Raw genomic sequence first — 16971 nt, forward strand, 5'->3', positions numbered from 1 at the left:
GATGTCTTAGGAGGAATCATGATGTCAACATGGCTAGTACGTAAAAAAATAGTGCCCACGATGTCGAGTCAAACCGGTGCTGCGCAGAAGCTGCTGGCATTCGCCAGCTTGATTATGCTGGTTATCATCTTCTCGTTGTCTTCCAGCAATTTCTTTCAATTCAATAACATTGTAGCCATTATGCTCTCAACGGCAGTTATCGGTGTGCTTGCTCTAGGTTCAACGTTCGTAATCATCACCTCTGGAATTGATCTGGCCGTAGGAACCGTCATGACCTTCTCGTCGGTGATGGCAGGAGTCATCATTACAACGTGGCATTTACCTATGCCGCTTGGCATTATCGGCGGCATTGCCACTGGAGCCATTTGCGGTCTCATCAGCGGGCTTCTCGTTGCAAAGATGAAAATTCCGCCTTTCATCGCAACACTAGCTATGATGATGGTGACCAAAGGACTTTCTCTCGTCATCTCTGGGACGAAGCCGATCTATTTTAATGATACGCCGGCATTCTCGCAGATCTCGATGGGGTCCATTCTTAATTCAATCATTCCTGGCTTCGAAATTCCGAACGCCATTCTCGTCTTCTTCGGAGCAGCGATCATTGCCAGCATTATTTTATCGAGGACGATCATTGGACGTTATAACTTTGCCCTAGGAAGCAATGAAGAATCCACAAGGCTTTCCGGCGTTAATGTAGACTATTGGAAAATTGTTATCTACTCGTTGACTGGCGTGTTCAGCGGTATCGCCGGCATTATGATGGCCTCCCGTCTCAATTCCGCTCAGCCCGCGCTCGGCTCTGGTTATGAGTTGGAAGCGATCGCTGCAGTGGTCATCGGCGGCACTTCCTTAAGCGGAGGCAAAGGATCCATTCTCGGAACCGTCATCGGTGCCCTTATCATGAGCGTACTCACGAACGGGCTGCGTATCTTATCTGTTAAACAAGAATGGCAGACGGTTATTGTAGGTGTTGTCGTTGTACTAGCGGTCTACGCTGATATGATGCGACGTCGCAAAAAATAAAGTCGGTATTCACTCCAAGCCGGAGTCACATACAACAAATTAAACGTAAGGGGAGATCAAGATTGCATACACGGAATAAGAGATTTGCGGTAGTTTCATCCCTTTTATTGGTAACGACGATGGTTTTAGGGGCATGCGGTTCCAAAACGACGGATACGAAAACAGCGGCGACAACGGCTGCGCCAGCAGCATCAACAGCGGCGCCAGCGGCGGCCAAATCGGATAAAATTTATATTCCGGTCATCTCAAAAGGCTTCCAGCACCAATTCTGGCAAGCTGTCAAACAAGGGGCTGAGAAAGCCGCCAAAGAATTTAATGTAGAAATTACCTTTGAAGGTCCGGAAACGGAGACACAAGTGGATAAGCAAATTGAAATGCTGCAGGCAGCACTAGGCAAAAAGCCAGCAGCCATCGCTTTCGCCGCGTTGGACAGCAAAGCTGCTACTCCACTGTTAGAGAAGGCAAAAGCAGGCAAAATCCCCGTCATCGGCTTTGACTCCGGAGTCGACAGCGACATTCCGGTGACGACGGCCGCCACCGATAACAAAGCTGCCGCCGCGTTGGCAGCAGACAAAATGGCAGCGCTCATCGGAAACGAGGGTGAGATCGCCCTTGTCGTACATGACCAAACGAGCCGTACGGGCATTGATCGCCGGGATGGCTTCACGAATCGGATTAAAGAGAAATATCCGAAAATCAAAATTGTTGATACGCAGTACGGCGGAGGCGATCAACTCAAGTCCACAGATTTGGCCAAAGCAATTATCCAAGCTCATCCGAGTATTAAAGGCTTCTTCGGCGCAAACGAGGGATCCGCAATCGGTGTTATCAATGCCGTGACAGAGCTGAAAAAAGACGGCAAAATCACCGTCGTCGGCTACGATTCCGGCAAGCAGCAAATGGATGCGATCCGGAGCGGCAAGATGGCTGGTGCCATTACACAAGATCCGATCGGCATCGGCTACTGGTCAGTGAAAGCAGCGGTCCAATCGATTAAAGGTGAGACTGTTCCTAAATCGATCGATACAGGCTTCCACTGGTACGACAAAACGAACATTGATGCTGCTGACATCAAGCCGCTGCTCTACGAATAGGAAAAAAGAGGCTGTGCCATTATGGGCAGCCTCTATTGTTATTTTATGAACCTGCTGTGTACAATACACATAGAGCTTAATTCGATTTCGCCAGAGGTGACCCATAATGTACAAAATCATCATGATAGACGATGAAGATGAAGTCAGAGAAGGCATCAAGCGGAAGACGAATTGGGAGGCCTGCGGCTTCCAACTGGTTGGAGATTTCGATAATGGCAGAGATGCCTATGAGGCGCTGGAGACTCTGCAGCCTGATGCCGTTATTACAGATATTTGCATGCCGTTCATGGACGGCCTTCAACTGACAGAGCTAATTGCCGCGAATTACCGGGATGTTAAAGTTATTATTGTAACCGGTTACGAGGATTTCGATTATGCGAAGCAGGCGATCAAACTCAAGGTCAAAGATTATTTGCTGAAACCGATCAACTCCGTAGAGTTTACCGAATTTCTTCATAAGTTAAGGTTAGAACTGGATGAAGAGCGTAAACAGAGGGAAGATGTCACCTTTCTCCGTCATCAGTTTAACGAGAGCATGCCGCTTCTTCGAGAGCGATTTCTTGAACGGTTAGTTACTTCCTGCATGAGAAGAGATGAAATTGATCGCAAGTTCCAGATGTTTGGACTTTCTATGAGAGGTCCTAGTTTTACGGTACTTGCTCTTGATATTGATGAGTTTCACCGTGAGTTCTACAATGACCAAGTAGCTGAGGAGGAGCTGTTACGCTTTGCGGCCTACAACATTTTTCATGAAATCATGGAGAAGGAGCAAGGTGGCATCGTATTTCGAACGCGTGATGATAAGCTTGTCGCACTGCTCTCTGGCGATCCGGAAAGGATCGAATTGACCTGTCAAACGCTTGCCGAACATGTAAGGTACAGCATCGAGAAATATTTGAGCATGACGGTAACGATGGGAATTGGGCGCACTTGCAGCGATCTGCCAGACCTGCCAAAAGCATTTCAAGAAGCACTTTCTGCGCTGGATTACCGCTTTTTGCTTGGGAAGAACCGAATCATTTCAATTGGGGATATGGAATTTGGGAGCAGCCAGGACAATCTGAGTTACATCCATATGGAGAAGATAGTGATTTCCGCTATTAAAACAGGTGAAAAGATGATCGTAACGCTTACGCTGCAGGATTGGATCAATGAAATGAAGAAGGGCACCTGCTCGATGGATAAATGCTACGGAAAACTGAATAAACTGCTCGTCGCTTTAATGAACGTGTTGGTGGAGACCGGTTTCGAAGAAGCTGCGGTGCTCGGCGATCATTCTTTCATGGAGTTATATGCCAGGAAAACCTTAGATGATGTGCGGCTCTGGCTAGAGGGAATTTGTCTAGCGCTCGTGGACTTGCTGGCTGAGAAACGAACCACGGTGTCTCAAGCTCAGATGGAAGCCGCGGTCGCCTACATTCATGCACATTATGCGGACGAACAGCTCTCGCTTCAGCAGGTGTGCAATCATATTTATATGAGCATGAGCTACTTCAGCGCTTTGTTCAAACCGCATACCGGCGAGACTTTCGTCGAGTACGTGACCCGATACCGTTTGGATAAAGCCAAAGAAATGCTCGCTGCTTCGCAGCTGAAAACCTATGAGTTGGCTGCTAAGGTTGGCTACAGTGACCCACAATATTTCAGCGTTATTTTCAAAAGAAATACAGGCATGACCCCCAAAGAATTCCGAGCAGCGCACAAAGGTCAGATGAGCCTATGAGAAGTTGGCGGCGTCCTATTCAATTCAAAAGCATCCATACGAAGATTGCCCTGGCGTTTTCATGCTTAATTCTTTGCACAACCATCATCCTAAGCTACAGCGCTTACCGCCTCTCTACGGTGGCCGTTACGGATACTTCATTGGAATATACCAAGCAGCTTATCGAGCAAGTAAACAAAAATATCCAAACTTACATCGGCAACATGGAGAGTATATCTGCTCTATCCCTGAGCAATGCCGATCTGAAACGATACTTGGCGTTGAAAAACCCGGAGGGAACAGAGGGGGTGCAGCTAGCGAGTCAGATCAGCAGTTATTTTCATGCCATTGTTGCTTCACGGAATGATATCGCTTCCATCGTATTTGCGGGCTCCAATGGTGCCGTCGTATCGGAACGCATGGATGCAAATTTCAAATCATATGCCGAGTTAATTACGCAAGAATGGTACAGCAAGGCTAGTAGAAACAATGACGACGTGGCCATTTCTCCCTCACACATTCAACACATATATAAGGATGAGTACAAATGGGTCGTATCGATCAGTAAACAAATGCCAAATCCGTTGCCTGGAGCGGCAAGCGGTGTTCTATTGGTCGATCTGAATTATAACGTCATTAATGATCTATGCAACCAAATTCAACTGGGGCAAAGAGGGTATGTGTTCATACTCGACCAAGCAGGCGATCTGATTTATCATCCGCAGCAGCAGCTTATCTACTCAGGGCTGAAATCAGAGGATATTCCTACTCTTTTGCAGGCAAAGGACAGCACCTTCCATACGCAAGAAAAAGAGCAAAGCAAAATCTACACCGTCCGTACAACGAAATTTGGCTGGAAAATTGTTGGGGTTACTTACGCTGGGGATCTAAGCGGAAATAAGAAGGACATGCAGCTAACTTCTGCGATGTGGGGAGGCATCTCGTTAATCATTGCCTTAGCGATTTCCATTTTGCTATCGGTCACTCTAACCAAGCCGATTAAACAACTGGAAGTGCATATGAAGCAGGTGGAAAAAGGCAACTTCGACATTCGCGTCGATGTAGAGGGTGCGAATGAGATCAGTAAACTATCACGTACCTTCAATCTAATGATCAGCAAAATCAAAGAGCTCATGAACCAAACTTTGAAAGATCAGGAAGTCAAACGAATCAGTGAGCTGAAGGCGCTGCAGGCGCAGATTCAGCCCCATTTTCTGTACAATACACTGGATTCTATCATTTGGATGGCCGAAATGGGCAAAGTGGATGAAGTGGTTACGATGACTTCGGCCTTGTCCAAACTGCTTCGTTCGAGCATTAGCAAAGGGGAAGAACTCATTCCAATTGCGGTTGAGCTGGAACACATTCAGAACTATTTGACGATTCAGAACATCCGTTATCGGAATAAATTTACGTACGCAGTCGAAGTGGAATCGGACATTCTCAGCTGTCGAATATTGAAAATAATTTTGCAGCCCTTGGTTGAAAATGCCATCTACCATGGAATGAAGCATCTACCGGACCGCGGTCATATACGAATCACGGGACGTAGGATCGAAGGAGATATTGAGCTCAAGGTCATGGATAACGGTGTGGGAATGAGCGAGGAGAAATTGAAAACGTTGATGCTCAAGACACGTCAAACGGAGTCAGGCAAAGGTTTCGGCTTGCACAACGTGAATCACCGCATCCAGCTTTATTTCGGGGAGCTGTACGGATTGCAATTTGAGAGTGAGCTGGAAGAGGGCACGACGGTAACCGTACGTATTCCGGCAATACCCCCAATCCATAACGATAGTGAGAATGAGGTGTGAGGTTGAAAATTAGAGCAAGCTACGTAGCGATTGCAATCATAATCGTCCTGCTCATGACGACTGCGTATCTCATCGTGTCAAAAGGCATGGAGGCAAAGGACAGGTCGATTATCCTCATTCCCAAGACGATTGACCCTCATGTGGAATTTTGGCGGGTTTTGAATCAAGGAGTGACTGCGGCGGCCAAAGAGTACAATACAGAGGTGAAAGTGATGGGTACGCCGTCCGAATCAGACATCGACGAGCAGATAAAGTTGGTGGAAGAGGCGATCGCATTGAAGCCGAAATCCATCATTTTGGCGGCAACGGATTATAACCGGTTGGTGCCTGTTGCTCAAAGAATAATCAGCTCCGGCATTACGCTAATTACTGTGGATTCCGGTCTTGAAGGCGGCATTTCAACCAGTTTCATTGCAACGGATAACTATGAAGCAGGGCGCAAAGCAGTGGAAACGATGAGACGCTACGTTCAGGGACCTGCTAAGTATGCGATCGTCAGCTTTGTTAAAACTTCCACGACCCAGTTAGATAGGGAAAACGGGGTGCGAGACAACTTGAAGAATGATCCTTCTGTACAGATTTTAGACACATTATATAGTAACGGTTATGAGGACAAGGCATATGAACAAACGAAAAAGCTCCTTGCCGAACATTCGGATATTCGCGGCATTTTCGGATTGAATGAAGTTTCTACGATAGGGGCTGCGCGGGCGTTGAAAGAGCTTGATCCTGAGCATAGCATTAAGCTGGTCGGCTTCGACAGCTCGATGAATGAAATAGCTTTTCTGGAAGCGGGGATCCTGCAAGCAACCATTGTGCAAAAACCTTTTAACATGGGATATTTAGCGGTGAAAACAGCGCTTCAGGTTTATAATGGGGAAAAAGTTAAAGCATCCATAGATACTGGCTCGGAGGTTATCACAAAAGAAAATATGTACACCAGAGAAAACCAAAAGCTGCTGTTTCCATTCGTTGAGAAATAGTAGAGTTGCGTCTAGCCGATCTGTTTTATCAAGAAGCTCCTCCTTGTGGGGAGCTTCTTCGTGTTATTTAGACGAAGAATACACCACTTCTACAAATTTCCCGGGAAATAGTGGATTTTAATGTCGAAAGCAAAGGAATCCTCATTCGCGTTTCAATTTTTGGAACTTTAATAGTTGCAGTTGACTCTTACTTTGACTACGATAAAGATAGTCGAAAGAGAGAGGCTGGCGTTATCTATGCCTGATGTGTTACAGATTGGACCGTTTCAACTGCAAGGAAGATTACTAGCGCTGCTGCTGGCGTGTGCTTTGGGACTATGGTTAATCCGCAGGGTATCGCAGCGTTTGATGAATCATACCCATACCGTAACTGCCAAGCCTATTGAGGATCTTATTTTTAACGGTGCCGTTATCGTTTTGTTGACCTGGAAGCTAGGGGTCATTGTGACGCAGCCATCCCTATTGTGGAACAATCCGTTGAAGCTGCTTATGGTGTCTGGCTCGGGCACGGAGATTTCATTAGGTATGCTGATTGCTTGTATCTACATGTACTACCAAATTCATAAAAATCGAATTCCACTCTTACTTGTACTGGATGTTTTCGCGCTGGGAATAACCGCTGCTGCGTTTCTATACTGCGTACTGATTCCCGCATATGGACTGCCTACAACAGTACCTTGGGGCATTGGAGTCGAAGGTACGGTATCTCGTTTCCATCCTTATCACGCTTATTTTTCGCTGCTTCTTGTGCCGCTGCTTATCTGGCAGCATTTGATTGAGCTGCATAAGAAGATGCTTGGACAAGTCGTATTGCTAAAATATTCGCTGTTGTTTGGGGGCGCGGCAGGGATGCTGGCCAGCTTTTTTGCTGCTGCTAAACCCACTCTGCTGTATCTCAGTTCAGCGCAGTTATTGTTTCTATTCATGCTTATCATTGGAATGCTTCTCCCCGTTTTGACACATAATACTAGCAGAAAGGAGCTGAGTGAATTGAGTCAAAACGATTCCAAGACGCAAGTCCAGCAAGAACAGCAAAACCTAGAGCGCGAGAAGTCCGCAAAACCAGTAGGGAAAGAGGGCTTCGTTGATAAGAAACTGGACGGTCCAAACCGACCTTCCACATGAGTCCAGACAAGAATAAGATGGCCAAATCAGCTCAGGACCAGAGCAATCAAAATCAAAGCGATCTGGATCCATTCGAGATTGAATTTCTCCCTCAATTTGAGCAGGGGCGCGGCCCGCGAGAAGCATTTGTGAATGAGCATGGCGTTGTTATCGGCGATCATGATTATGAATCCGATAATTCCCCGCTTATGAATTGGACGGTAGAGACTGACCCAGAGGTCATGGCTGGAGACGAATGGGTTCATCCTTTTAAGGATATTGGGTTCCAAAGTGCCGAGAATCGAGATTATTTTGAAAAAGGCATCGTGCCGCAAAGCGGTATCTTTATGCACCCGGATAAAGATGTTTCCTACGATCCGTACAAGGAATCGACAACGAAGAAGGAAGATGAAGCGGAAGCGTAAAAGCTTTCGCTTTATTTCTATTTGAGACATTGGACTTTGCTTTCACGGCTATCGGATGTATAATATAACTAATAACGATTACGTTTTGAGAGTAACTAATAAATCCTAAGGGGTGGCACATATGGCAATGTCTTTTGATTCTTACATGAAAGATATGGTTAAACCGATGAGAGAAGATTTGACTCGTCTGGGTATTACAGAGCTTCTTACACCAGAGCAAGTAGAAGAAGCGATTGAAAAATCGAAGGATGGTACGATGCTGTTAGTCGTTAATTCCGTTTGTGGTTGCGCAGCCGGCCAATGTCGTCCAGGTGTGGCCAAAGCACTTCAAAACGATACATTGCCAACGTACACATACACCGTGTTCGCTGGACAAGAGAAGGATGCAACAGCGAAAGCGCGTGAATTCTTGGCGCCATACCCGCCATCATCCCCTTCCATCGCATTATTCAAGAATGGTGAACTTGCACACTTCATTCAACGTCACCAAATCGAAGACCGCTCCGCAGATATGATTGCTGGCGACTTAATTAATGCCTTCAATGAATTCTGCAAATAATAAATAGCATTAATTATACAGAATAGGGTCCACCTTGCCGTAGTTGCAAAGGTGGCCTTTTCTTTTTTGGACTCCTGTCCGATGGATTTTCCTTTGAAATTTCAGGAATGAAAGTCTATACTAATGCTTAAAGAATGAATGGTTTCAAACTATAGAAAAGGTGGAGAGATGCATGAGTTTGCAAACGGAAATTATCGCGAAGCTCGGCGTTAAGCCGGAGATTGATGTGGATGAAGAAATCCGCAAACGTGTGGACTTTCTGAAAAACTATGTGCTGGGTGCGAATGCAAACGGACTGCTGATTGCCATCAGCGGCGGCATCGATAGTGCTGTAGCTACGGGTTTATGCAAGCAAGCGACGGACGAGCTGACGGCCGAAAAGGGCAAAGAGTACAAAACCGTCGGTGTGTTTCAGCCATACGGTCAGCAAGTAGATATCGAGGACAGCTACGCAGTAGCCAAAGCCTTCGATTTGAAATATCAAATCGAGAATAATATTGAAGAAGCTGTCGACGAAATCGCTATTGAAGTCGAGTATGGTCTCAAGCATATCGGCGTCCACCAGCATGTGAGCCGAGGCGGTAAAGGCAACATCAAAGCGCGGACACGCATGGTTATGCAGTATGCGCTTGCTTTTGAACTGGGACTGATCGTTGTAGGGACAGACCATGCATCTGAAGCAATAACTGGCTTCTTCACCAAATATGGCGACGGTGCAGTTGACATTACGCCGCTGAGCACGCTGAACAAGCGTCAAGTGCGTTCACTTGCCTCGAAGCTTGGCGTACCGCAAAGCGTGCTGGTTAAAGCTCCGTCAGCTGGACTCTGGGACGGCCAAACGGACGAGAACGAGCTGGGTATTACATACGGAGATAACAGTGACTACCTCGAAGGCAAGCAAATTGATGCTGCTGTACAGGAGAAGCTGGAGAAGCAATATTTGAAAACGGAACATAAACGAATCCCGATTCCGGGTATTTAGGCTCTACAGAGACATAACAACACCCCCCGGCCAAAGAGGTCGGGGGGTGTTGTCGTGAATATAAGTAAACCTATGGCATGCGAGTCCCGCGGGAGCTTTCGAGGAGAGTGTACCACTCTTCGCGAGTCATAATTTCGGAAATTCGTACAGCATCTTGGCAAGCTAGAACGCGCTCTGCAGAAGATGTGCCGATAACCGGCTGAATACGAGCTGGGTGTTTCATTAACCAGCCCAGTACGATGGATTCTGGCGTCGATTCTTTCTCATTGGCCATTTTTTGTACGAGTGCAGCTGTATTTTTGATCGTATCCGGTGCATCCTCCACAACTCTGCCGGAGAATTTACCTTGAGCAAGAGGTCCCCAAGCTTGAATTTGGATGTCTGCCATTTGGCAATGCTCGAGAATACCATCGGCAAAATTGATGCCTACGCCAGCCTTTTGGTTGACCAAGATGCCTTGCTCAACCCAGTCTAAGCGTGCTAAGCTCATCTCCAGTTGATTAACTACAAGCGGCTCTGGAAGGGAATTTTGAATGAAACGCATTTGAGCGGAAGTCATGTTGGATACGCCGAAATGACGCACTTTTCCAGCTGATCTCAATTGGTTGAACGCTTCTGCGATCTCTTCCGGTTCCATGAGCGGATCTGGACGATGAAGAAGCAGGACATCCAAATGTTCCACACCAAGACGCTGAAGAATGCCATCAACCGAACTCAGGATGTGGCCTTTGCTAAAGTCAAAACGCTGTGGATTTACATCGTCTTGAAAGCGAATCCCACATTTGGATTGAAGAATGATTTGGTCGCGCAGATCGGGTCTATTTTTGAGGATTTCCCCAAAAATAGACTCGGATTTACCTCTTTTATAAATATCAGCATGATCGAACATCGTAATGCCTATCGACAATGCAGCTTCTACAGCTTTCTCAGCGATGATGTAATCTTCCTTTGTATAAGGAGTCGAATTCCATTCCCCGCCAATTCCCATACATCCAAAAACGATTCTGCTGTTCGATATTCCACGTTTCTCAAGTGGCATGATTCTCATTATGTTGGCCTCCCAGCTTTTAAATCTATACCCAGTATAACCCTAGTCAAGGCTCGGCAGAAGAACTGAAAATAGTGTAACTTACTTACCTCGAAGTAAGCATGGGGGGGAGGGACAAGTACAGACAAGCCCTTCCTCCCCTTGACCGCGAGCTAGGAATCATGTAAATTGTACGCACAACGCTGCAAGAAAAGTGGGGCTCAGATGTCTATGATTATTGGAGTCGGAACGGATTTAGTTGAAATTGCACGGCTTCGCAAAATGCTAGAGGGTTCTACGGGCGAAAGATTTCTGGAGCGAATTCTGACGCCACAGGAGAGAGAGCTGGCGCAGAGACGGCGAGGTCGACTCGCTGAGTTTGCTTCAGGCCGGTTTGCAGCTAAGGAGGCTATTGTTAAAGCGATTGGCTGCGGAATTGGCAAGCAAATTGGCTTTCAAGACGTCGAGGTGCTTCCGGATGAATTAGGCAAACCGGTATGCCGTGTGAACGAGGCAGCGCTGCTGCGGGCAGGCTTAATAGGCAGCCACCGCATCCATATTAGCATTACACATACGGAATCGATGGCTGCCGCCTATGCAATCGTGGAGAAGCTCTAAAGCGACGACTACTTCTTCGAATGGAGCCACTCGGCTAGAAGCCCGATTTCTTCTTCGGAAATCGTGGTTTTATAGACTGGCATGCCGCCTCCGCCATTCTTGATCTTATTCGCGATTTGCTCGCTGCTCAGTCTGCTGCCGACCTTTTGCAAATTCGTCTTAGGGCCGACTTTGCCAGCAAGATCAACGCCGTGGCAGCTGATGCACTTGTTCGTTGTGAAGAGCTCCTGCGCCTTCACGAACGCAGGGTTGCTCTCGGCTGCCGCGGTTGCTGCCGGTGTCTTCGTGGTGGCGCTGCCACCCGAAGTACCACCGCCGCACGCGGCCAGCACTAGAACCATCGGCGCAATAACGAGCGCGCCGATCCATCTAGACCGCCGTACTGCGTGCAGCGGCGGTCTGGGTGCTAGGCCGGATTGCTTATCCTCCGGCATCCGATATTTGTTCAGGCTTGCGCGATCGCAAGCCTTTTTGCTTTGTTCCATAGCGAGCTTCCTCCTATGCTGGGGTTAATTCAAACGATCTTAGCTAAGCCAGAATTTGATTCGCATTTTACATCATTTCTGCTTTTTTGCTTATCCCACTTACCGTCCCCAAATGCGCAGCATATACCCGCTTAGAATAAGGCTAATGCCGCCCATTCCTTCCAGTACAACACCGGAGTAACCTAAATACCACACGCCCATCAGCGCAGACAGGGCGAACAGCCACAAGCCAAGGTAAACAAGCGGTTTACCTAGCAGGAGTCCAACCTGCACGAACCCGATGGCGAGAATGAACGCTCGCAGCACCGGCGCGAAGAGCGGGCTGACAGCGCCAATGGCCTCGAGCAGAGCAACGGCTGCAATGAGCATCGCTCCAGGCAGCACCAGAAACGCTGGATGTCCCCAGTCACGCTCACCAGCACTTGACCTTGCGCCTGCATGTCCACCCGAGCCAGCTGATCTTTCACGTGCACCTTCAGCAGAGTCAGCGCTAAATTCCTTACGCAGGCTCCATATCTGAACCAAGCTGGCCACAACCGCCGTTATAAAAGCCGCCTGCTTCAGCCAATCCAAGTCGCGCCAATAGATCGCAACATCGACAAGCGCGCTGAACATCCATTCCGCGCCCCAAATGAACAGAAGCGGGATTAATGCGTTAGCTTGACCGATCCAGGCTTTTCTTTTATTCTCCAAATCCTGCCTCTTATTATTCTCCAAATCCTGCCGATTCGTATTTGCCAGATCTGTTTGTTTTGAGTTTTGCATACATTCACCTCTAGTTTTATGTTCCACACTTCTCGTATAATGGAAACATGTCCATTCATTCATTATAACTGGAACGTGCCCCATAGAGAAGGAGAGCTCATGTACAGCGAAGAAAAGAAAGATTATTTTTCCAAAAATCTATTGGATTGGTACCAAACGCATAAACGGGATTTACCATGGCGAAGAAGCAAAAACCCTTATTATATATGGATTTCCGAAGTCATGCTGCAGCAAACCCGGGTGGATACGGTGATTCCGTATTTCCATCGATTCGTCGAGCAATTTCCAACAGTTGAAGCATTGGCAACTGCACCAGAGGAGAACGTGCTCAAAGCGTGGGAAGGGCTCGGCTATTACTCGCGTGCAAGAAATCTTCAAACGGCAGTCAGAGAAGTTCACGAGCGCTATGACGGTATCGTCCCGCAAAATAAAGAGGAGATTTCCTCGCTCAAAGGCGTCGGTCCATACACATCAGGAGCGATCCTCAGCATCGCCTATAATAAACCTGAACCTGCTGTGGACGGCAATGTTATGCGAGTCCTATCGCGCTATTTTCTAATTGAAGAAGATATTATGAAGCCCGCAACACGGACCAAAATGGAGAAGCTGGCACGCGAACTCATCCTAGAAGGTACGGCAAGTGATTTCAATCAAGCCTTGATGGAGCTTGGGGCTATGGTATGTACGCCTCGTTCACCGCACTGTTTGACGTGCCCTGTAATGGCTCATTGCTCCGCGCGAGAAGCTGGTATGGAAGAAGCCCTGCCTATCAAAAAGAAAGCCAAACCCCCGCGTCCAGAACTGCGTGCAGTGGCATTAATAGAAGGTACGGGTGAGAACGAAGGGAAATGGTTGATTAGGCAGCGCCCTCAAGAGGGGTTGCTAGCTCGTATGTGGGAGCTGCCGCATGTGGCCTGGAAGTCTGAGGGGTGGAATTCAGATGAGGTTAATAGGAGTGAGCTCCGTCAAGCCCTTGTGGATCAGGAACAAATCAGTATCCAACCTAACGATTGGTTCATGGATACTGAACATATTTTCAGTCATATCGTTTGGAAAATGAAAGTATACCGTGCTAAGCTAAGTAACGTGAACCGCTCAAGTCACGGGGGAGAATGGATCCCTTTTCATTATCGCTGGGTAGGCCCGGAAGAGCTCGATCAATACGCTTTTCCGAACGTTTTTATACGGATTATGAAAGAGTGGCAGGAGAGAAACGAGGAGTAATTTCCTCGGTTTTCTCTTTTTTTATCGAATCTCGTTCTTAATGGCATCCACATTTCTTAATGTGATTAACTTTTTATCAATTTGTATAAGCTCGTCATCGAGGAGCTCTTGCAGCACCTTGGTTACGGACTCCCGCACAGTGCCTACCATGTTAGCTAGCTGCTGATGTGTAAGTTTTACATTAATCAGAAGACCTTCCGGTGTAGGGATACCATGCTGCTCGGATAGACGGATAATGGTCTTCATGATACGAGAGCGAACCCCTAAGAACGTAAGGTCATAGATTTGATCATTGGCCAGACGCAGTCGTCCCATCGTGGTCTCTAGGAGCTTTAAACATAGTTTAGGGCTCTTCTCCATGAACTGAGTGAATACCGTACGTTTGAGGATATAGAGTGTACAAGACTCCATTGTTTCAGCGGTTGCGGACCGAGTATGACCGCTGCCTATCAAGGACATTTCACCGAAAAAATCCCCATCACGAAACAAAGCTAGAATAATTTCCTTGGCTTCATCCAAGCGATATATTTTCACGACACCTGATTTAATAAGAAATAATTCCTCACCTTCATCACCCTCGAGAAAAAGAATTCCGCCCTTTTTTGCTTTTTTTTCTATGAATAAAGGAGCAATTGTCTGTAAATCTTCTTCCGAAAGCTCTTGAAACAAGGGGACATTTCGAAGTAAAGAAACGATTGTTTTCATCAGGCATTCATCTCATTTCGGCCATATTAAACGACCAGCTGTTCTCCGATTTCTGCAATCATCACATTCAAGGCTCTTGATAAATCAATCTCGTAGGGCTCTTTAAGCTCAATTCCTGAAGCAGTTCTAAGTATACGGACAATGGGGCGCTGCATACTGTGGGTGTTTAAGCGGGAGACGATGCCGGATTCACCTGTATTCAGGGAAACACCGAGGCCTAGTGGGTAGATTGCGACGTTATTGCGGAACAGCTTGACCATGTCTATATCGTACAGCTTTCCGGCGTTTGCGTAAAGAACTTCAAGCGCATGATGTGGGGGGATGGCCTTGCGGTAGTTACGATTGTGAATCATGGCGTCGTACGAGTCCAGCAAACCAATCAAGCGGGCGTAAGGATGAATCTGATTCCCTTTCAAGTTGAACGGATATCCGCTGCCGTCTATTCGTTCGTGATGCTGCAGAGCACACTGTGCGGACAGAAGAGGGATGCCAGCTTCATCTTTTAACATTTGGAAGCCATAGAGCGAATGTTTTTGTATTTCCAGGTATTCATTTGGTGTTAGGCTTGCTTGTTTCTGCAGCAGCTGTAGTGGAATTTGCACACTCCCAACATCGTGCAGGAGAGCGCCGAGCCCAATAGTCATGAGCTCATCTCGTGAATAAGTACCTTGCTGCATAGCCAGTTTAGTCGCATAGATGCATACATTCATAGCATTCTGGCAAAAATGCTGCTCCATATTCGTGGCAGGCACCATATTAAGAGTAGTTAACATGACGGCTTCGTGTCGGTGGTACTGAAGATCATCGATGACGCGAGACATGCCTTCAAGGAAAAGTTTACTGAGTGGTGTGGTGCTGCGTGTTGGATACGTTGAGCTAAAGCTTGATGTGGGGCTGAATCTTTCAAATATCTTGCCAAGCGAAGTGCGAAGAAGCAGTCTTGTATCTTCCTGTATGGGATCTTCAATTTGAACGTCATGGGTTCGCGGATCCTCAATATATAAATGATCGATACCTATCTGGCTGAGCTTTTTCAGCATCGAAAACGTGAGTTCCACCTGATAACCCACAAGCACCTGACCTTCCTCGGTGAAAATTGCCTTACCTAGCCGCATCCCCGGCTGACACATCATGGTTGGAATAATTCGCATAGTTAAATTCCTACTTTCACTTTCATTAAGCACAATTATAAAAATGAGACCTAGGACTCATGAAATAATCGCAATGAATTGTATTTTGGTACTACGATGATCATTATGGCATATCTAATGAAAGGAATTCTGTGAAAAAGGTAACAGATTCAGGGTAAAATTTCGGCAAAGGTTTAATAAAGGTTTGATGAAGTTTTATAGATTAAGCTCTCTTTTTATCTCATTTGCCGTGTAAGTCATTATTAAAAAAATTAAAAATCCTTTTTTATTTATACAACTTGCTTTAATGTGATAAAATCGTAAAAAAATGGGGGGGTGCGAATATGTATGGAATAATTAATTATGAGGTATTTTTGCTAACTGGCATTCTATTGAATCTTATTCCTGGTGCAGATACGATGTATATTGTGGGAAGAAGTATTTCCCAGGGGAGAAATGCGGGTATTTATTCGGTTTATGGCATTATAAGCGGCTCTTTAATCCACACCTTACTAGTTGCTTTTGGTTTATCAATCATACTTACCAAATCACTTCTCCTATTCAATATCATTAAAATAGTGGGAGTCATCTATTTAGTTTATCTCGGAATTCGAATGTTACTTGATAAAACAAATGTAGACTTTAATGCTGTTTCTGAGCCCAAGAAACAAAACATAAAAAAAATATTTGTGCAAGGGCTTATGACAAGTCTTACGAACCCAAAAGTTTCTTTATTTTTCATTGCCTTTCTCCCGCAATTTATTGACAAAAAGGCTTCTGGTCCTATCCCTTTTATCATTCTAGGGCTTACATTTACGTTCACTGGATTGCTATGGTGTCTTTTTATTGCCTATTTTTCTTCGCACATGACAAAAAAAGTAAGAGGAAGCGCAAAAATTGGCACGGTTTTAAACAAAATAACGGGCATTATCTTTATTGGAATGGGATTAAAGCTCCTTCAAACCAAGGCTCCTCAATAATTCGCATTAACCGGAAAAACCTCCCAAAAGTCATTTTGGGAGGTTTTTCCGCTATACTCTATATCTTTACCCTTTGTTGCACTATGCAATGGTAATCAGAATTTGTCCGAGGGAACGAAGAGGCACTATTTGGACGAAAAACACCAAAATCATGAGGAAGAGGAACGACGATGCGTTATTTCGCTTTTTTTTGCCTCCAAATCGCTCATTTGCTCAAATAGCGCCTCTACGTTCCTCTTATCGGATTTCTAGCGCAAATCCCCTAAAATAACGCATCGACGTTCCGCTAACTTAAGTTCGGGTAACTTTTCCTTGCAATCGACTGAAACCAAAAAAATCAGGAACTTCTCA

At 46.2% G+C, this 16971-nt stretch carries 17 protein-coding genes; 12 read left to right on the forward strand and 5 right to left on the reverse strand.

Annotation, left to right across the window (positions count from 1 at the left end):
* Positions 1-18: 18 nt before the first annotated feature.
* The 9 genes from QFZ78_RS25665 (at position 19) to nadE (ending at position 9686) form a co-directional block, all read left to right on the forward strand.
* Positions 19-1023 (forward strand): ABC transporter permease, encoded by a 1005-nt coding sequence (locus tag QFZ78_RS25665; protein ID WP_373461068.1) that lies wholly within the window; start codon positions 19-21, stop codon positions 1021-1023.
* A 119-nt stretch (positions 1024-1142) separates the two neighbouring features.
* The gene (locus QFZ78_RS25670; protein WP_307555894.1) at positions 1143-2117 is read left to right on the forward strand and encodes an ABC transporter substrate-binding protein; all 975 of its coding nucleotides are present in this window, start codon (positions 1143-1145) and stop codon (positions 2115-2117) included.
* Between the two features lie 106 nt (positions 2118-2223).
* Positions 2224-3840 (forward strand): response regulator, encoded by a 1617-nt coding sequence (locus QFZ78_RS25675; protein WP_307551761.1) that lies wholly within the window; start codon positions 2224-2226, stop codon positions 3838-3840.
* A complete protein-coding gene (locus tag QFZ78_RS25680) occupies positions 3837-5633 on the forward strand; it encodes a cache domain-containing sensor histidine kinase (protein WP_307551763.1) in 1797 nt (598 codons plus the stop codon). The genes QFZ78_RS25675 and QFZ78_RS25680 overlap by 4 nt, the downstream gene beginning before the upstream one ends.
* On the forward strand, positions 5630-6616 hold the full coding sequence (locus tag QFZ78_RS25685) for a substrate-binding domain-containing protein (protein WP_307551765.1): 987 nt from the start codon (positions 5630-5632) through the stop codon (positions 6614-6616). Before QFZ78_RS25680 ends, QFZ78_RS25685 begins: the two co-directional genes overlap by 4 nt.
* Positions 6617-6853: 237 nt before the next feature.
* A complete protein-coding gene (locus tag QFZ78_RS25690; RefSeq protein WP_307551767.1) occupies positions 6854-7741 on the forward strand; it encodes a prolipoprotein diacylglyceryl transferase family protein in 888 nt (295 codons plus the stop codon).
* Positions 7738-8145 carry a DUF3905 domain-containing protein gene (locus QFZ78_RS25695; protein ID WP_373460211.1) on the forward strand — a complete coding sequence of 136 codons (408 nt, stop codon included), beginning with the start codon at positions 7738-7740 and terminating at the stop codon, positions 8143-8145. The genes QFZ78_RS25690 and QFZ78_RS25695 overlap by 4 nt, the downstream gene beginning before the upstream one ends.
* A 121-nt stretch (positions 8146-8266) precedes the next feature.
* Positions 8267-8704, forward strand: a complete 438-nt coding sequence (locus QFZ78_RS25700) for a BrxA/BrxB family bacilliredoxin (protein ID WP_047687537.1) — start codon at positions 8267-8269, stop codon at positions 8702-8704.
* 172 nt (positions 8705-8876) lie between these two features.
* Positions 8877-9686 carry an ammonia-dependent NAD(+) synthetase gene (nadE, locus tag QFZ78_RS25705; protein ID WP_307551768.1) on the forward strand — a complete coding sequence of 270 codons (810 nt, stop codon included), beginning with the start codon at positions 8877-8879 and terminating at the stop codon, positions 9684-9686.
* A gap of 70 nt (positions 9687-9756) precedes the next feature.
* Here the strand turns inward: nadE and QFZ78_RS25710 are convergent, their stop codons facing one another.
* Positions 9757-10734 (reverse strand): aldo/keto reductase, encoded by a 978-nt coding sequence (locus QFZ78_RS25710; RefSeq protein ID WP_307551769.1) that lies wholly within the window; start codon positions 10732-10734, stop codon positions 9757-9759.
* Between the two features lie 210 nt (positions 10735-10944).
* Here QFZ78_RS25710 and acpS point away from each other — a divergent pair, with 210 nt between their 5' ends.
* Positions 10945-11331: a holo-ACP synthase gene (acpS, locus tag QFZ78_RS25715; RefSeq protein WP_268617487.1), complete on the forward strand. Its 387-nt coding sequence runs from the start codon at positions 10945-10947 to the stop codon at positions 11329-11331.
* Between the two features lie 8 nt (positions 11332-11339).
* Here the strand turns inward: acpS and QFZ78_RS25720 are convergent, their stop codons facing one another.
* Together QFZ78_RS25720 and QFZ78_RS25725 are read right to left on the reverse strand one after the other, a co-directional pair.
* Positions 11340-11672, reverse strand: coding sequence for a c-type cytochrome (locus QFZ78_RS25720; protein ID WP_307551770.1), 333 nt, complete (start codon positions 11670-11672; stop codon positions 11340-11342).
* A 243-nt stretch (positions 11673-11915) separates the two neighbouring features.
* Complete coding sequence (locus tag QFZ78_RS25725) at positions 11916-12581, reverse strand: hypothetical protein (RefSeq protein ID WP_307551772.1); 666 nt, start codon at positions 12579-12581, stop codon at positions 11916-11918.
* 99 nt (positions 12582-12680) lie between these two features.
* On the opposite strand from QFZ78_RS25725, the gene mutY reads away from it, so the two are divergent.
* The gene (gene mutY, locus QFZ78_RS25730; protein WP_307551774.1) at positions 12681-13805 is read left to right on the forward strand and encodes an A/G-specific adenine glycosylase; all 1125 of its coding nucleotides are present in this window, start codon (positions 12681-12683) and stop codon (positions 13803-13805) included.
* A gap of 21 nt (positions 13806-13826) precedes the next feature.
* Here the strand turns inward: mutY and QFZ78_RS25735 are convergent, their stop codons facing one another.
* Both QFZ78_RS25735 and QFZ78_RS25740 read right to left on the reverse strand, forming a co-directional pair.
* The gene (locus QFZ78_RS25735) at positions 13827-14510 is read right to left on the reverse strand and encodes a Crp/Fnr family transcriptional regulator (RefSeq protein WP_307551776.1); all 684 of its coding nucleotides are present in this window, start codon (positions 14508-14510) and stop codon (positions 13827-13829) included.
* A 26-nt stretch (positions 14511-14536) separates the two neighbouring features.
* On the reverse strand, positions 14537-15661 hold the full coding sequence (locus QFZ78_RS25740) for an HD-GYP domain-containing protein (RefSeq protein WP_307551779.1): 1125 nt from the start codon (positions 15659-15661) through the stop codon (positions 14537-14539).
* A gap of 323 nt (positions 15662-15984) precedes the next feature.
* Between QFZ78_RS25740 and QFZ78_RS25745 the strand changes: the two genes are divergently transcribed.
* The gene (locus tag QFZ78_RS25745; protein ID WP_307551781.1) at positions 15985-16620 is read left to right on the forward strand and encodes a LysE family translocator; all 636 of its coding nucleotides are present in this window, start codon (positions 15985-15987) and stop codon (positions 16618-16620) included.
* Positions 16621-16971: the final 351 nt, after the last annotated feature.

Source organism: Paenibacillus sp. V4I5 (assembly GCF_030817255.1).
Taxonomy (GTDB): Bacteria; Bacillota; Bacilli; order Paenibacillales; family NBRC-103111; genus Paenibacillus_E.

What these genes read in the sequence shown, in the direction of transcription:
- QFZ78_RS25720 (WP_307551770.1), bottom strand. Translation starts at nt 11,672, where the DNA reads ATGGTTCTAGTGCTGGCCGCGTGCGGCGGTGGTACTTCGGGTGGCAGC.
- nadE (WP_307551768.1), top strand. Translation starts at nt 8,877, where the DNA reads ATGAGTTTGCAAACGGAAATTATCGCGAAGCTCGGCGTTAAGCCGGAG.
- QFZ78_RS25695 (WP_373460211.1), top strand. Translation starts at nt 7,738, where the DNA reads ATGAGTCCAGACAAGAATAAGATGGCCAAATCAGCTCAGGACCAGAGC.
- QFZ78_RS25745 (WP_307551781.1), top strand. Translation starts at nt 15,985, where the DNA reads ATGTATGGAATAATTAATTATGAGGTATTTTTGCTAACTGGCATTCTA.
- acpS (WP_268617487.1), top strand. Translation starts at nt 10,945, where the DNA reads ATGATTATTGGAGTCGGAACGGATTTAGTTGAAATTGCACGGCTTCGC.
- QFZ78_RS25665 (WP_373461068.1), top strand. Translation starts at nt 19, where the DNA reads ATGATGTCAACATGGCTAGTACGTAAAAAAATAGTGCCCACGATGTCG.
- QFZ78_RS25680 (WP_307551763.1), top strand. Translation starts at nt 3,837, where the DNA reads ATGAGAAGTTGGCGGCGTCCTATTCAATTCAAAAGCATCCATACGAAG.
- QFZ78_RS25690 (WP_307551767.1), top strand. Translation starts at nt 6,854, where the DNA reads ATGCCTGATGTGTTACAGATTGGACCGTTTCAACTGCAAGGAAGATTA.
- QFZ78_RS25700 (WP_047687537.1), top strand. Translation starts at nt 8,267, where the DNA reads ATGGCAATGTCTTTTGATTCTTACATGAAAGATATGGTTAAACCGATG.
- QFZ78_RS25740 (WP_307551779.1), bottom strand. Translation starts at nt 15,661, where the DNA reads ATGCGAATTATTCCAACCATGATGTGTCAGCCGGGGATGCGGCTAGGT.
- QFZ78_RS25670 (WP_307555894.1), top strand. Translation starts at nt 1,143, where the DNA reads ATGGTTTTAGGGGCATGCGGTTCCAAAACGACGGATACGAAAACAGCG.
- QFZ78_RS25710 (WP_307551769.1), bottom strand. Translation starts at nt 10,734, where the DNA reads ATGAGAATCATGCCACTTGAGAAACGTGGAATATCGAACAGCAGAATC.
- mutY (WP_307551774.1), top strand. Translation starts at nt 12,681, where the DNA reads ATGTACAGCGAAGAAAAGAAAGATTATTTTTCCAAAAATCTATTGGAT.
- QFZ78_RS25735 (WP_307551776.1), bottom strand. Translation starts at nt 14,510, where the DNA reads ATGAAAACAATCGTTTCTTTACTTCGAAATGTCCCCTTGTTTCAAGAG.
- QFZ78_RS25675 (WP_307551761.1), top strand. Translation starts at nt 2,224, where the DNA reads ATGTACAAAATCATCATGATAGACGATGAAGATGAAGTCAGAGAAGGC.
- QFZ78_RS25725 (WP_307551772.1), bottom strand. Translation starts at nt 12,581, where the DNA reads ATGCAAAACTCAAAACAAACAGATCTGGCAAATACGAATCGGCAGGAT.